Consider the following 13,460-nt stretch of genomic DNA (forward strand, 5'->3'; position numbering starts at 1 on the left):
CATCCCACCCTGGCTATGAAGGAATAGAACCATGGAAGATTCCCTCAAAAAATGTAAGGGGATAAATCATATCACTAATTAATAGTTGAAAACAGTGGTTTAGAATTTTACACAATATTAAGGACTTGACTGAGCATTTCCTCTTTGCTCACACATCTACCTCATTTCTCGTTCACTTGTGGGGGTATTTCCTCTTTGCTCACACATCCACCTCATTTCACACTCTCTTGTGGGGGTATTTCCTCTTTGCTCACACATCCACCTCATTTCATACTCTCTTGTGGGGGCTTTTCCTCTTTACTCACACATCTACCTCATTTCTTACTCTCTTGTGGGGGTATTTCCCCTTTGCTCACACATCCACCTCATTTCATACTCTCTTGTGGGGGTATTTCCTCTTTGCTCACACATCCACCTCATTTCACACTCACTTGTGGGAGCATTTCCCCTTTGCCCACACATCTACCTCATTTCACACTCACTTGTGGGGGCTTTTCCCCTTTGCCCACACATCTACCTCATTTTCACTCACTTATGTAGGCAATTGAACTTTCTTTTCCCTAAAGTTCTACGCATAACTCAAAATTACACTGCTAGCCCTTTCGTTCACCCCGTCAACTTCGTCAAATATCAATCATTAACATAAAAAGGTGAAGAACCCTTATGATTCCTCACCTCTCTATTATTATTTCCTTGCCACATGGACCTTCAATTGTTTGCCTTTAACCGTTGTATGCTTCATCGTTTCCAAAACAAGTGGACCTTTATCATTTAATATTTCCACATAAGTGGCAGTATCTTGGATAGTAATGATCCCGATATCGTCGGCTGTGACGCCGTCTATTTTGGCAATTGTACCAACAAAATCAACTGCTCTTAGTTTCTTTTTCTTGCCGCCATTGAAATAAAGCTTCATAATCTGTTCATTTAATTTTTCACTTTTCGCTTCTTTTACTGGTGGCTCGCTGTTCAGTTTTTCCAAAAATGCTGGTCTTGCCGCCGACACTGCTGCTTTCGCAGGCGCTTCAGAAGCAGGGATTCGGAAGCCAATGTATGATTCGATTTCTTTAAGGAACTTATCTTCATGCGGTGTCACAAAAGTAATTGCTTTACCATGATGTCCTGCTCGCCCTGTTCTTCCTGCCCGGTGCACATAGCTTTCCTTCTCTAACGGAAGATCATAATTGATGACATGAGTGATCTGGTCAATATCAATCCCTCTGGCTGCGACATCCGTTGCTACCAAGTAACGAAATTCTCCTCTTCGGAAGTCTTCCATTACTTCTAAACGATCGTATTGCTCCATGCCACCGTGGATCATATCGCAATCATAGCCTTTATCCGTCAACTCGTCACACAGTGTATCAACACGCTCCTTCGTGCGGCAGAAAATAATTGCACTGTCCGGATTCTCAATGGTTGTCACATCCTCTAACAAGGACAACTTTTCGTTTTCCGATACGGTATAAAGGCTATGTGCAATATGGTTCGTCGCCTGTTCGCTTGCTTTAATTTCAATATCAACCGGTGTTTTCATGTAGTTAAGTGACAACGTTTTTACCCGGTCTGGTAATGTTGCCGAGAAAAGATACGTATTCCGCTGTTTGGGCATCTCTTCAATAATCGCTTCCACCTGTTCAATAAAGCCCATATTAAGCATCTCATCCGCTTCATCGATAACTAAATATTTCACTTCATCCAACACAAGCGTGCCCTTTTCAATATGATCGAGCACACGTCCCGGTGTCCCGACAACGACATGCATTTTCTGCTTTAGTTCATTCTTTTGGATATGAAACGGTTGTTTTCCAACAATCGCAGACGCTTTAACCCTTTTAAAACGCCCGATATTGATGATGTCTTCTTTCACCTGTACGGCCAGTTCCCGCGTTGGTGTCAGTACAATCGCTTGTGGCTTATTCTCTTGCCAATCAACTAACTCACAAATCGGAATCCCATAAGACGCTGTTTTTCCGCTTCCTGTTTGTGATTTAACAACAAGATCAATCTTTTCTAGAATCAATGGAATAACCTTTGCCTGTACTTCAGTCGGTTTATGATAATCTAAACTATCCAAAGCACGCACAATCTCACCGCTTAATGGATAATCTGTAAAACTCGTATTGGTCATGTAAAAACCTCATTTTTTTCTTATTATTCTCTTTCATAAACCTCTATTATACCTTATCCACTTACGAAAGTGACAACGGTCCAGTTCAAACCTCACGTTATGTAAGGAAATCTCTAATTAATTAAGAACCATTCAATAGATACATAAAACGAAAATAAAAATACAACAATGAGAAACACACCTATTCCTCTCTGTTCTTTTTTAAATGCTTCTAACCCTAAAACCAACATAGTAAGACCTAAAAATAAAATCATGATATCGCTAAACCTAAAATCTTTTGTCATTACGCCATAACTCGCCATTACTAGCCAGATGACCGAAAAGACATAACGTAAGATTCTCAACAAAATAATCAAACCTTTCTAAATAAAATTCATTGAATTAACTATCCATTGTTTTGTGTCATTCTTAATCTAGTGTTAGCGTATTAGAAAATAATGAAAAAATAGAGGAAACGTTTGTGATTATTCCTTAAAATAAGTATAGTTAGTACTTAACGAACCATTTAAAAAGGATGTGGCAATATGCGCCTTAATAAATATATTAGTGAATCAGGAAAGGCTTCTAGAAGAGGAGCGGATAAATTAATTGCTGACGGAAGAGTCACTATTAATGGGAAACGTGCCAAGATTGGCACTCAAGTCGAGCCCGGCGATGACGTTCGCGTGGACGGCAACCAAATCCGTGTAGCCAGGAATAATGTTTATATTGCGCTCAATAAACCTGTGGGCATTACGAGCACGACTGAAAAAGGTGTGAAAGGGAATATTGTTGACCTCGTGAATCATCCCTTACGAATCTTCAATATCGGTCGTCTTGATAAAGATTCAGAAGGCCTAATTCTCATGACAAATGACGGTGATATCGTCAACGAAATCTTGCGTGCAGAAAACCAGCACGAAAAAGAATATATCGTTTCCGTCGATAAACCGATCACGCCTGAATTCGTGAAGCAGATGTCAGAAGGTGTGAAAATCTTAGGAACCACTACCCTACCTTGTAAAATCGACCCTTTATCAAAATTCGATTTTCGCATCACTTTAACACAAGGGCTTAACCGCCAAATTCGTCGCATGTGTGCTGAATTCGGCTACGACGTATTACGTTTACAAAGAATTCGCATCATGAATATCAACTTAGGCTCCCTTCCACCTGGACAATGGCGCGATTTGTCTAAGAAAGAGAAGAATCAATTGTTTAGAGAATTGAATTATGAGCCGAAGGAATGGTAAAAAAGGAATCTAGGCTGACCTAGATTCCCTTTTTATTTCCCAAACCGCTTACGATACCCACATTTCCTACATAATTCCTCTACAGCCTCTCTTCGTGAAAAGCCATCAACGAGATTCTTCGCACGATCCATCTCAATAATGTCCGAAAATGAATTTTCATTAATATTACCGAGATTGATGATACCCTCACCATCTAAACAACACGGAATCACGGTTCCATTCGCTAAGATGCCTGCTTGATTACGCATGCCGTAGCAAAAGCCTTTGCCATCATCCTCTTCTTCATGAAGAGCGGGCCACTGAAATTCATAATCTTGATTAATATAAATGCGATCAGCAATTTTCACGCCGCTACCAGGCACGACTTTCTCTTCAATGCGGTAATCTAAGTTAAATTCTTTTTCAATGATTTCCAGCACTTCTCTATTTCGTTTTTTCTCCAAATTCGTCGCATTATCCTGCGTCAAATTCCATAACCGTAGTGACACAATCAGCTCCGATTGACTCGTCGCTTCCTTAATAAACGAAAGGATGCTCTTCACATAGCCTTCTTTATCTTCCGAACCAATATGACCATCAAAACTATGAAGTGAGAAATTCATCTGCCTTAGAGCCGGCTTATTTAATAGCTTCTCTCTCTTCTTATTAATGAGCGTTCCATTGGTCGTAATATTCACCTTAAAGCCTTTTTCATGACTGATATCAAGCAACTGCCCAATTTTCGGATGCAGCAGCGGCTCACCCTTCACATGCAAATAAATATAATCCGTATGCGGCTTAATCTGATCCAACCGTTTCGTAAAATCTTCCAATGAAATAAACTGCTTCGCCCGTTCTGTCGGCGGACAAAAACTACAAGCCAAATTACAAACACTCGTAATCTCTAAATAAAACTTCTTGAACTTTTTCAACTTCTCTTCCTCGATTCTTTAACAACTTCAAACAATTTGCACTACTATACTAATTAAAGCAGATATATCGGGGGATGGGTATAGGGAGTTTTTTGGCCCACTACTACAAATAGGTATTGATTAGCTCGTAACACCTTTCTTCAGTAAGATTGGCTAGCACCGATACATATTCTAGCTGTTCCTGTGTTCCACCTTCAAACTTTAATGACGCATTTTTTGCCGTATCATCTCTTTCATTGAGCCAATTTCGTTGTTCTTCTCTTAAATGAGCCATCTCTTTTGTTGAAAGTTCCTCCTCTAACACCTGATAAACTTCATTCAACAACGCATCCCAAGCATCATATCGATCACCCTCTACTTTTTTCATTGCATAAGTGGATGCATCCGCTGGTTTTACTTCTTCCAACTCTTTTTGCGTACGATTGAACTCTTTTATATACGTCTCTTTTAAAGAATTCTCATTATGAGTGATTAGAGGCTGTTCCTTTTCGCTTTGGGTAGGGACTTGTTTTGATTGTTCCGGATCTAACTGTTTATTAGTCTCATTACCAGTATTTCCACAAGCCGAAATCATAAGCAATAATAAAAGCCATACAGTGGTAATAAAAATCCCTTTATTCTTCATACAATCTCCCCCTCGTTCCTCTATTCCACATCTCCTATTTTTTCATAAAAAGGGTAATTTTTCACCTATCAATCTGTAAATCTCTAACTTCCTTCGTTACAATAAAAGGAAGATCTTTTTGGAGGGAGTAACAAAAATGGTTCCTATCTCTAAGATTTCTCTTTGTTGTCTGGGAATAATCATCATGTTGGGTGGATGTTCTAATCCAACTGACACGAGTGAGACAAATGCTTCTGATGACGCCTTAGTAAGTGTGGCGGAATACAACGGTGAAGGCTATGCCTTACCCTACGGAAAAGAAACCGATCAGATTGCCGAAGATCATCGAGAGCAAATTGAAGAGGCCACAGTCACACTTTTTCAAGAAAACTACCAAACCGAAGTCGTAGTGCACAATGTAGTCGGAGCATTAGATGCCGCCACGGTCTTTGTGGAATCGGTGGGTGAACCTCATTTTTATACATACGCCGTTGTACCAATTGATGAAAAAGAAAAGAAAGTAATGACCGAGCAAATTTCAGCCGATGCCTTTCAAGTAGAAAACGCTATTAAGGGCGGGTTGTATCATATGATTTTTAGCGAAGAGTTCAAGAAGCTTGATAATTACTTTGAGTCATTGGTTGCAGAAGGAGAAGTGATTGGTAAAACAGAAGCAGCGCTTAAAAATGTTGGTGGACATGGCTTTATGACGCCTTATTATTTTATTACCTTAACAAGTAAAGAAGAGGCTATTCAACCCGTCTATGACCTATATTTGAACGACTCTAACGAGAGTGTAGTGGCTTTACGAAACGCCTATAAAACAGACTTATTTGATTCAGAAAACTTTAAAATTAATATTCAATTATTCATGGCTGATAAAGAGGAAAATCCAAGTGAAGCTATTTTTCATGAGGTTACTAAAGTGTTAGAAGAAATGGACTCGATACCAAGTGGCACCTATAGCTTTTCTCTCAATGATCATTACATCGATAAAAAAAGTGGTGAAGGAGCGAAAGAAAATTCCTTAAAGCGGAGTTTTCCAGATTATATTGTGAAGGAATAAATTCTTATGAAAGGAAAACACCGCCTTCATTTAACTAATATCTTTAATTGTATTTATATAGATTTGTTTATACTTCATCGCATTTTTACCAATCGAACAATAATAAGGATGTGGTAAACGTTCAGCTATTGGATAGTGTAATCTTCCGCTCTTTCTCATCTGCTTTAAGGATCGCTCAACTTCTTTACTTAAGGGAATGATTATTTTGGGTTGAACCATATCCATTTCTGCAATAAATGTGTCTGTAAAAGTCGTTGCTAGCGATGACGGCAAATCATAATAATTCAAATTTTTACCGTCTCTTGTAAAACCAAACCAAGAGATATTTGTCATATATACATTTTCATAGAATGATTCTCTTCCTACTTCATTAATAATGGAGAAAATGAATTGCGCACTCTGTTCTCTATCATCACCCTCTATGTCAGAAAGCAACTGAGAGATAGACCTAAAATCAAGAAAGGGAATACCTGTCTTACCAGCGCCATTTCTTCCGGGATTAATACCGCATAGGACTATTCTACTCGCATTAGATCTATATACCGTTCGATAATATCTTTGTACAAGTTCGAGGTTCTTATTAAACCCATCCAAAACCGTAATCTTTTCTCTCTTAAGAATTTCTTTCACGACAGGATTATGGTTGAGGTTAGTATAAAAGTCAGTATGCAAATTTAGAATTTTATCCATACACCCACTCCTTCAAAGGTTATAGGACTTATATTCTATGAAAATGGATGGTTTCCCTGCAAATATAAAATCGTTGAGAAAGGCTGTATAAATTATGACTAGACTAACGGGAATTTTGCTCTACAGTATGGGTATAAGCGTATTATTGTCTGGATGTGCCGAAATGAATAATACAGAACAGACCCCCACTTCAGATGAATTCTTGATAAGCGTTCTAGAGTACAATGGAGAGGGCTATGCACTGCCTTATGGCAAAGAAACTGATCAGATTGCGGAAGAATACCGAGAGGAAATTGAAGCTAAAACTATTAAGTTTTTTCAAGAAAACTATCAAACTGAAATCGTTGTGCACAATGTAGTTGGCGCTTTGAATGGTGCCACTATCTTTGTTGAATCTGTCGGTGAACCGCATTTTTATACAAATGCGTTTGTTCCAGTTGATGAAAAAGAAAAGAAAGTGATGACGGACCAAATCTCAGCCGATAACTTTCAAGTAAAAAACGCAATTAAGGGTGGACTATACCACATGATTTTTAGCGATGAATTCAAGAAGCTTGATAAACACTTTGAGTCGCTAGTTGCAGATGATGTAACAGGTAAAACGCTAGAGTCTCTCCAAAATGTTGGGGGCCATGGCTTCCAAACTCCCTATTACTTTATCTCTATAACTAATAAAGAAACAGCTTTAGAGCCGGTATACGAGCTTTATATGCAAAACCCTGAAGAAAGTGTAAAACATCTTAGGGCTACTTTTGAAGATGAGCTATTTGACGCAACGAACCTGTTCATCAACATTCAATTATTTATGGCGGAAGAAAAAGAAAAGCCGAACACAGCATTGTTTGATGAACTTACACAGGAACTCGAAGGAATGGATGAAATCCCCAAAGGCTCTTATAGTTTTGTCCTTAATGATCATTTTATAGATAAACAAAGTGCTAGTGGTATGGGTGAGCATTCGATAGATATGGTGGGGCATATTATAAAAGAATAACCTTAATATATCTGACTATTCTCCTATTTTTGCATAAAAAGGGTAATTTTTCACCTTTATAACTGTAAATATCTAACTTTATCCGCTACAATAATGGAAGATGGCGAAGCCCTTTAGGGAGGATAAACAAACTATGAGGAAACTAACTAAAATATTGCTCTGTAGTATTGGGATTACAATGATGCTTGGAGGCTGCTCAGATATGAATGATACAGATAAGAATGGTAACGATAATGAAAAGGTAAAAGAAACAGGAGCTTCCCCATCAGATAATGGACTGGTCAGTATTCTAGACTACAACGGGGAAGGATATGCGCTTCCATACGGGAAAAAAACTGGTGAGATTGCAGAGGAAAATCGGGAACAAATCGTAGAAGCCACAATCACATTTTTTCAAGAAAAATATAAAACTGAGGTAGTCGTGCATAATGTGGTCGGAGCAAAGGATGGAGCTACCGTCTTTGTTGAATCGGCAGGTGAACCTCACTTTTATACATATGCTGTTGTTCCGGTAAATGAAAGTGAAAAGCAAGTTATGACAAAGCAAATTTGGGCAGATGAGTACCAAGTGCAAAATGCGATCCAAGGCGGACTATATCACATGATTTTCAATCAAGAATTCGGGCAATTGGATGATTATTTTACAACTCTTGCGAAAGAAGAACAAATTACGGGTAAGAATGAAGAAGCTCTCCAAAAAATGGGCGGTCATGGATTTATGACTCCTTATTATTTTATTTCCACTGACGCGAATGATGCTGCTATCAAACCAGTATACGATCTTTATTTACAAAACCCTGATTCAAATATTGAAACTTTAAGAAATGCTTATGAGGAAAGCTTATTTGATAAGGAAAATTTCCAGATTAATATCCAGTTATTTATGAAAGAAAAACAAGCGGAACCAAGTGAAGAGATTTTCACTCAAGTGACAACTGACCTCGAGGAAATGAACAATATTCCTAAAGGAACTTATAGCTTTTATTTAAATGACCATTTTATTCATGAAGAATCTGGTGAAGGTGCCAAAGATAATTCTCTAAAGCGAGCTTTTCCTGATTATATTATTAAAGATTAAAAGAAGGTGAATCTATGACTACCATTGAAAATTCACCCCAAATAAATAATGACAAAGATTTAGTAGAGTTGGCAGGTTATCATGCCTATACCTACCCTTTAGTGGAATCGCGATTAGAAGTAAATAACAATTCTTACAGAGTGATTAATACACTTTACCAAGATCCAACCGGGCTCGATGCCATGACAGTATTAAATATGGAGACGAATGAAATATCCATCATCTATGTCGGTACAGATGCGAGTGGAAAATACGGCAAGCAAGATATCATAACAGATGTGCAGCTTTTAAGTGATCTGACTCCTGCCCAGCTTGCTGCGGCAAGGGACTACTATGATGAGATGAACCGGGAGTATAAACAAGTCGGCGGTGTCCAATCAATCGCAGGAAATTCCCTTGGTGGTGGGTTGGTAGGCGCTGTGGCTATCGAGAATCCAGAGGTTAATGCAGTTACTTTAAACCCTGCTCTCCTTCCTGATGGGATGGTTGATCCTAATCAAACTTATGATCATATCACTAACTACTTCAGTAGCTACGATGTATTGACACAGACTTTGATCGCATTAAATCTGCATGACAGAATTCCAGGTAAACAGTATGAAATCTTTAATGGAATTCCCGGATTTTCCATGCTTGCTACAAACCACACAGGCTATTTACGTAATGAAGATGGTTCCCAGTACTATGTGATTGGGGAAGTTGGCAAACCAGGATACGGTAAGATTTATATCGATGCAGATGCTCATATCGTTTCTAGCATCTGGACGGGTATCCCCCTTTATGGCGGTCAATCTGAACGTATTGAAATTAACAAAGAAAACCTAGATATACTGGCTACATCTCTACAGAATCATATAATGGAAAGATTGAATCTTTCCCGTGAATACCTTGGCCATTCGGTTGCAATTGTGGAACACGAAGGCAATCGGTATTATGAACGACTTAACCAACTGCAAAATACGTTTGAGAATTTGTTTGATAATATTATTAGTGAACCCCTATTTATTGGTATCACGAATATTAGCAACCGATTAACAGCAGAAATCGATCATCTAATTTCCGTATTAGATATTGCAGAAAACAATAGCAAATCTTTGAACTATATCTTAAATTCTCCACCAGCAGAACTTCTTGAACATATTTTTCAAACAGACATCAGTGTAGAAAGTATATTTGCACAGCTTCGTAATCAGCTATACGAACTCAAGGCAGATATTCAAAATATCTCAAGAAACATAATGCAAATCATCTCAGACAAAATTCCTGAATTGTTTAGAGGAGGCAAGGAAGCTTGGTATGATGCAGTAGTAGGTGAATTAAATGCCCATTATGGCATTGTGAATGGTAATAGAGATAAGCTTCTTTCTCATATCACTGAATTCCAAAAACAAGTACAAGATGTTGCCACGAACTTTCAAATGCAGGATCAGTCTCTAGGGCAATCGATTAAAAATAAATCAACTCATTCTCACTCCGTTTCAGTCCAGGGAACGAATACTTACACACTTGAAGACTCCCCTTACATGGAATGGAAAATGAAAATAAAAGACATTCAACTAGACACTGCCTACACTGCATTTACAGTATCGACACAGGCACTGCTTTTCCCACTTTTAGAAACAGGGAAAGTCGTGACTTTCGCCATCGAGAGCACACTTGAAATCTTATCAGCCAGTATCAAAGGAGCAACAAATATAGCATTAAGCCACACATTACCTGGAAAGCTCATCAGTCTATTCACAGACTATGATGATAAAATCAGAAACACCGTCTCAAACACACTCCAGCCACTAGACGAACTAGCTTCTACCGTCGAAGGCATCCGTAAAGGACTAGAACGGTTAATTAGCGAATACCCTACACTACTCAATCACTTTAGACCTTACGTAGAAAGCGCCATCTTTAACAACAATGGCTATTTTAATGTCCACCTCTATAACCAAGCATCCACCGCCATCCTAAAAGAGATGCAAATGCTATTTGACGATGTCGTTTATCAATTAGGTGACAACAAAGCGGATGCTATTAATGCTTTATGTGAGATATCGCGGAAGCTGAAGGTGAATATGGAGGTATTGTATGAGCAGGTGGAGCGTGGGACTTAAGGTTAGCGTATGCCCCCTTGTTTTTTTGGGGGTTACTTCATTTTTGAGTATCTAGCCCGTGATCAATTAGATGTCATAGATAATGTAAAAATTTGATTGGTTCTAACCCTTTACTCATTTCTTTCCTCTTTCCGTCATAGAATTTTAAAATTATTAAAGAAACATTTATAGTAAAAATACACTATTACCATCCTCATATTGAACTATTTACCTATTACCCCTACAATTTACATATATATTTCCAATTTTAACAAATAGCCATATTTGTACGAGACCTACGAGGTGACATATAATGAAAGTATTAGACGCTGATGAGTTACAGTCGGGCATAAATAACACGCAAAATGGATTGAAGCACTTAAGCAACCAGCTCGAAACGCTAGAAATGAGCATCCTTTCTATTAGTAGCTTAGAAAGCGAGCTCCGCGGGGAAGGCGGAAATTCCATCCGCGCGTTTTACAAAGACGTCCATCTCCCCTTTCTCCATTCAATGAAACAAATGGTAGAACAATATGAAGCAACATTAAAGGAACTCACCCAATCACTACGTTCACTAGATTCATCCAGCCGAGCGATGATACGACAAAGCTTCATACAACAAGACCTAACTCAAGGCATCAGAAGAACAAAAAACATCACAAGCGACTTAACGGACGAAGGCAACCGCACCATCCAATCAGTCGATGATATCGTCTCCTTGCCGAGGCTGGATGATCATCGGGTACATCAACATGCCCAATCGGCCACTAGTCAAATGACACAAACGATTGAGAGACTACATCACTTCGACCAACAACAAACAAATAAACTAGAAGCAACTGCCCAAGACCTATCAAGGCTCAAAAGCACCATCAGTGAAATCCAAACATTATTCCAAAATGGGACACTTAGTCTATCATCCTATCAGCCTAATCAGCTCGCTCACCTATTAAACAACCCAGTCATTGGCGGCATGTCATTATCACAAACCTATGGACCAATGGCACTCGGCATGATGCCAACCTATGCACCATTTTCATCCATGAACTTTGCCTTTGGTGGTCAGCCGATAAAGGATATCGAAAAGAATCAATCAACCTTAGGCTGGATTTCGACTGGTTTAGACTTCGTACCAGTTCTCTCCAATCTCAAAGCCGGTATCGAAGCTGCCACAGGAACCGACTTCATCACCGGTAGAGAAATTGGCAACCTAGAAAGAGCTGCCCTCGTCGCCGCGATCTTTGGTGGACCACTTGTTAAAGGTGGCATCAAGGTGGTGAAATGGGGAAGTAAACTTTTCAGTAAGGTTAAGAATGTCCTTAATCCACAGAAGGTTAAAACGGTGGTTGATGGGATCTTTAGTAAGGTGACACAAGGGTTTCATGCTTTGAGGAATACGGCTGCTGAGTTGATGAGGAAGTTTGGGGATGTTCGTATACCGCTGCAACCTCAGTTTGCATTGGCTGGGAGTTCTGGTGGTGTTATTAGAACAAGTGGTGGCATGACGTCTAATGTTAATGATACCTTGGTGAGAGCGAGTAGTTCGGTTAGGGATGCAGGTGGTAAGGGTACGGGTAAATTAACTTCAACAAAAGATATTTATAAAGTATCACCTAAAGATATTTCCCAAGCGCTGGAAGGCTATGAGCAAACTCATAAGTTCAAAGCACATTTTAGAGGGTTTGAAGTAAAAGCACAGCGTTCATTATCGCATATGTCTGATAAACAATTGGTATACTCATTTAAAAAAGGTTACTCACCAAAGGATGGAGCAAATGATACAATTGTACTACATCACCATGAACAAAAAGTTGAGGGACCAATAATTGAGATGCCTAGTAGATACCATGATTTGGGTAATAAAAGACAACATCCATTTGGAAATTCAGGTGGAGTTGGCAGTGGGGAAGCTAGGATAGAGTTTAATAAGTGGCGTAAAGAATATTGGAAGGCAAGATATGCTAATGAAATGATTAAAAGGGGGATTATTGAGTGAAGATAGAAATATTAAATGCTATCGATGATGAGTTCGAAATGTGCCCAGAAGCCTTTGGAGGACCTCTTAATATTGAGGAAGTAAATAAAGCAGAAGAAGAACTAAAAGTAAAATTGCCAGAGGACTTTAAAGAATTTCTTTTGAGATATGGTTCTGGAGCAGTCGGTGAGGCTATTATTTTGGGATTGAAAGAGGCAGAGTTTGTTGCGACACCATCATTTGTAGAGAAATCTCTACATTTTAGAAAAGCACTCCCTCAAGGGTATGAGAATTTTACTGCTATTGGTATAGACGGTGCAGGCAATCCAGTAGGCTTTAATTCTCCGAATACAGAAATTATTACATTTGACTTTAATTTCGGTGGGAAAGTAATTATAGCAGAGAGTTTTGAGGAATACTTAGAAAAAGCAATCCGTGAAGAATTAAATATACATTTTTAACATCCGGGATATTCATTGTAATAAGATAGACCAATAAAATGAAATTAATTGTAAGCACTTTATTGCCTAGTAGGCAAAAAGTGCTTTTTTGAGAGAAATTAACCCTTTGGACAACATAACAAATGATTTGTATCAAATTCATAGCTCACGATGGTTGTCCATCATGGAGTATTACGTAAAATGATAGAAACTGAAAATGAGGTCCGAAGTGCATCTGTAAAAAACGGACATGCT

12 protein-coding genes are annotated in these 13,460 nt (G+C 38.7%); 7 read left to right on the forward strand and 5 right to left on the reverse strand.

Annotated features, from left to right (window positions below):
* Window positions 1-685 precede the first annotated feature (685 nt).
* Both H9655_RS21725 and H9655_RS21730 read right to left on the reverse strand, forming a co-directional pair.
* Window positions 686-2,131: a DEAD/DEAH box helicase gene (locus H9655_RS21725; RefSeq protein WP_191817318.1), complete on the reverse strand. Its 1,446-nt coding sequence runs from the start codon at window positions 2,129-2,131 to the stop codon at window positions 686-688.
* A gap of 113 nt (window positions 2,132-2,244) precedes the next feature.
* Window positions 2,245-2,475: a YczI family protein gene (locus H9655_RS21730; RefSeq protein ID WP_225230807.1), complete on the reverse strand. Its 231-nt coding sequence runs from the start codon at window positions 2,473-2,475 to the stop codon at window positions 2,245-2,247.
* 180 nt (window positions 2,476-2,655) lie between these two features.
* Between H9655_RS21730 and rluF the strand changes: the two genes are divergently transcribed.
* On the forward strand, window positions 2,656-3,363 hold the full coding sequence (gene rluF, locus H9655_RS21735; RefSeq protein ID WP_191817320.1) for a 23S rRNA pseudouridine(2604) synthase RluF: 708 nt from the start codon (window positions 2,656-2,658) through the stop codon (window positions 3,361-3,363).
* Between the two features lie 32 nt (window positions 3,364-3,395).
* Here the strand turns inward: rluF and H9655_RS21740 are convergent, their stop codons facing one another.
* Window positions 3,396-4,274 carry a radical SAM/SPASM domain-containing protein gene (locus H9655_RS21740; RefSeq protein WP_191817321.1) on the reverse strand — a complete coding sequence of 293 codons (879 nt, stop codon included), beginning with the start codon at window positions 4,272-4,274 and terminating at the stop codon, window positions 3,396-3,398.
* 103 nt (window positions 4,275-4,377) lie between these two features.
* Window positions 4,378-4,899, reverse strand: a complete 522-nt coding sequence (locus H9655_RS21745) for a lysozyme inhibitor LprI family protein (protein WP_191817322.1) — start codon at window positions 4,897-4,899, stop codon at window positions 4,378-4,380.
* Window positions 4,900-5,083: 184 nt separating this feature from the next.
* Between H9655_RS21745 and H9655_RS21750 the strand changes: the two genes are divergently transcribed.
* Window positions 5,084-5,944 carry a DUF1672 family protein gene (locus H9655_RS21750; protein WP_225230808.1) on the forward strand — a complete coding sequence of 287 codons (861 nt, stop codon included), beginning with the start codon at window positions 5,084-5,086 and terminating at the stop codon, window positions 5,942-5,944.
* 30 nt (window positions 5,945-5,974) lie between these two features.
* On the opposite strand, the gene H9655_RS21755 is transcribed toward H9655_RS21750, so the two are convergent.
* Entirely contained in the window at window positions 5,975-6,634 is a 660-nt protein-coding gene (locus H9655_RS21755; RefSeq protein WP_191817324.1) for a uracil-DNA glycosylase family protein, read from the reverse strand.
* Between the two features lie 163 nt (window positions 6,635-6,797).
* Between H9655_RS21755 and H9655_RS21760 the strand changes: the two genes are divergently transcribed.
* The 5 genes from H9655_RS21760 (at window position 6,798) to H9655_RS21780 (ending at window position 13,226) form a co-directional block, all read left to right on the forward strand.
* Window positions 6,798-7,628 carry a DUF1672 family protein gene (locus H9655_RS21760; protein ID WP_225230809.1) on the forward strand — a complete coding sequence of 277 codons (831 nt, stop codon included), beginning with the start codon at window positions 6,798-6,800 and terminating at the stop codon, window positions 7,626-7,628.
* A gap of 133 nt (window positions 7,629-7,761) precedes the next feature.
* Window positions 7,762-8,706 (forward strand): DUF1672 family protein, encoded by a 945-nt coding sequence (locus tag H9655_RS21765; protein WP_191817326.1) that lies wholly within the window; start codon window positions 7,762-7,764, stop codon window positions 8,704-8,706.
* A 14-nt stretch (window positions 8,707-8,720) separates the two neighbouring features.
* Window positions 8,721-10,811 (forward strand): SA1320 family protein, encoded by a 2,091-nt coding sequence (locus H9655_RS21770; protein ID WP_191817327.1) that lies wholly within the window; start codon window positions 8,721-8,723, stop codon window positions 10,809-10,811.
* Window positions 10,812-11,103: 292 nt separating this feature from the next.
* On the forward strand, window positions 11,104-12,786 hold the full coding sequence (locus H9655_RS21775; protein ID WP_191817328.1) for a T7SS effector LXG polymorphic toxin: 1,683 nt from the start codon (window positions 11,104-11,106) through the stop codon (window positions 12,784-12,786).
* The gene (locus tag H9655_RS21780) at window positions 12,783-13,226 is read left to right on the forward strand and encodes an SMI1/KNR4 family protein (RefSeq protein WP_191817329.1); all 444 of its coding nucleotides are present in this window, start codon (window positions 12,783-12,785) and stop codon (window positions 13,224-13,226) included. The genes H9655_RS21775 and H9655_RS21780 overlap by 4 nt, the downstream gene beginning before the upstream one ends.
* Window positions 13,227-13,460 lie beyond the last annotated feature (234 nt).

This window comes from Cytobacillus stercorigallinarum, assembly GCF_014836495.1.
Lineage (GTDB): Bacteria > Bacillota > Bacilli > Bacillales > Cytobacillaceae > Cytobacillus > Cytobacillus stercorigallinarum.

What these genes read in the sequence shown, in the direction of transcription:
- H9655_RS21760 (WP_225230809.1), top strand. Translation starts at nt 6,798, where the DNA reads ATGAATAATACAGAACAGACCCCCACTTCAGATGAATTCTTGATAAGC.
- H9655_RS21725 (WP_191817318.1), bottom strand. Translation starts at nt 2,131, where the DNA reads ATGACCAATACGAGTTTTACAGATTATCCATTAAGCGGTGAGATTGTG.
- H9655_RS21755 (WP_191817324.1), bottom strand. Translation starts at nt 6,634, where the DNA reads ATGGATAAAATTCTAAATTTGCATACTGACTTTTATACTAACCTCAAC.
- H9655_RS21750 (WP_225230808.1), top strand. Translation starts at nt 5,084, where the DNA reads ATGTTGGGTGGATGTTCTAATCCAACTGACACGAGTGAGACAAATGCT.
- H9655_RS21775 (WP_191817328.1), top strand. Translation starts at nt 11,104, where the DNA reads ATGAAAGTATTAGACGCTGATGAGTTACAGTCGGGCATAAATAACACG.
- H9655_RS21770 (WP_191817327.1), top strand. Translation starts at nt 8,721, where the DNA reads ATGACTACCATTGAAAATTCACCCCAAATAAATAATGACAAAGATTTA.
- H9655_RS21765 (WP_191817326.1), top strand. Translation starts at nt 7,762, where the DNA reads ATGAGGAAACTAACTAAAATATTGCTCTGTAGTATTGGGATTACAATG.
- H9655_RS21745 (WP_191817322.1), bottom strand. Translation starts at nt 4,899, where the DNA reads ATGAAGAATAAAGGGATTTTTATTACCACTGTATGGCTTTTATTATTG.
- rluF (WP_191817320.1), top strand. Translation starts at nt 2,656, where the DNA reads ATGCGCCTTAATAAATATATTAGTGAATCAGGAAAGGCTTCTAGAAGA.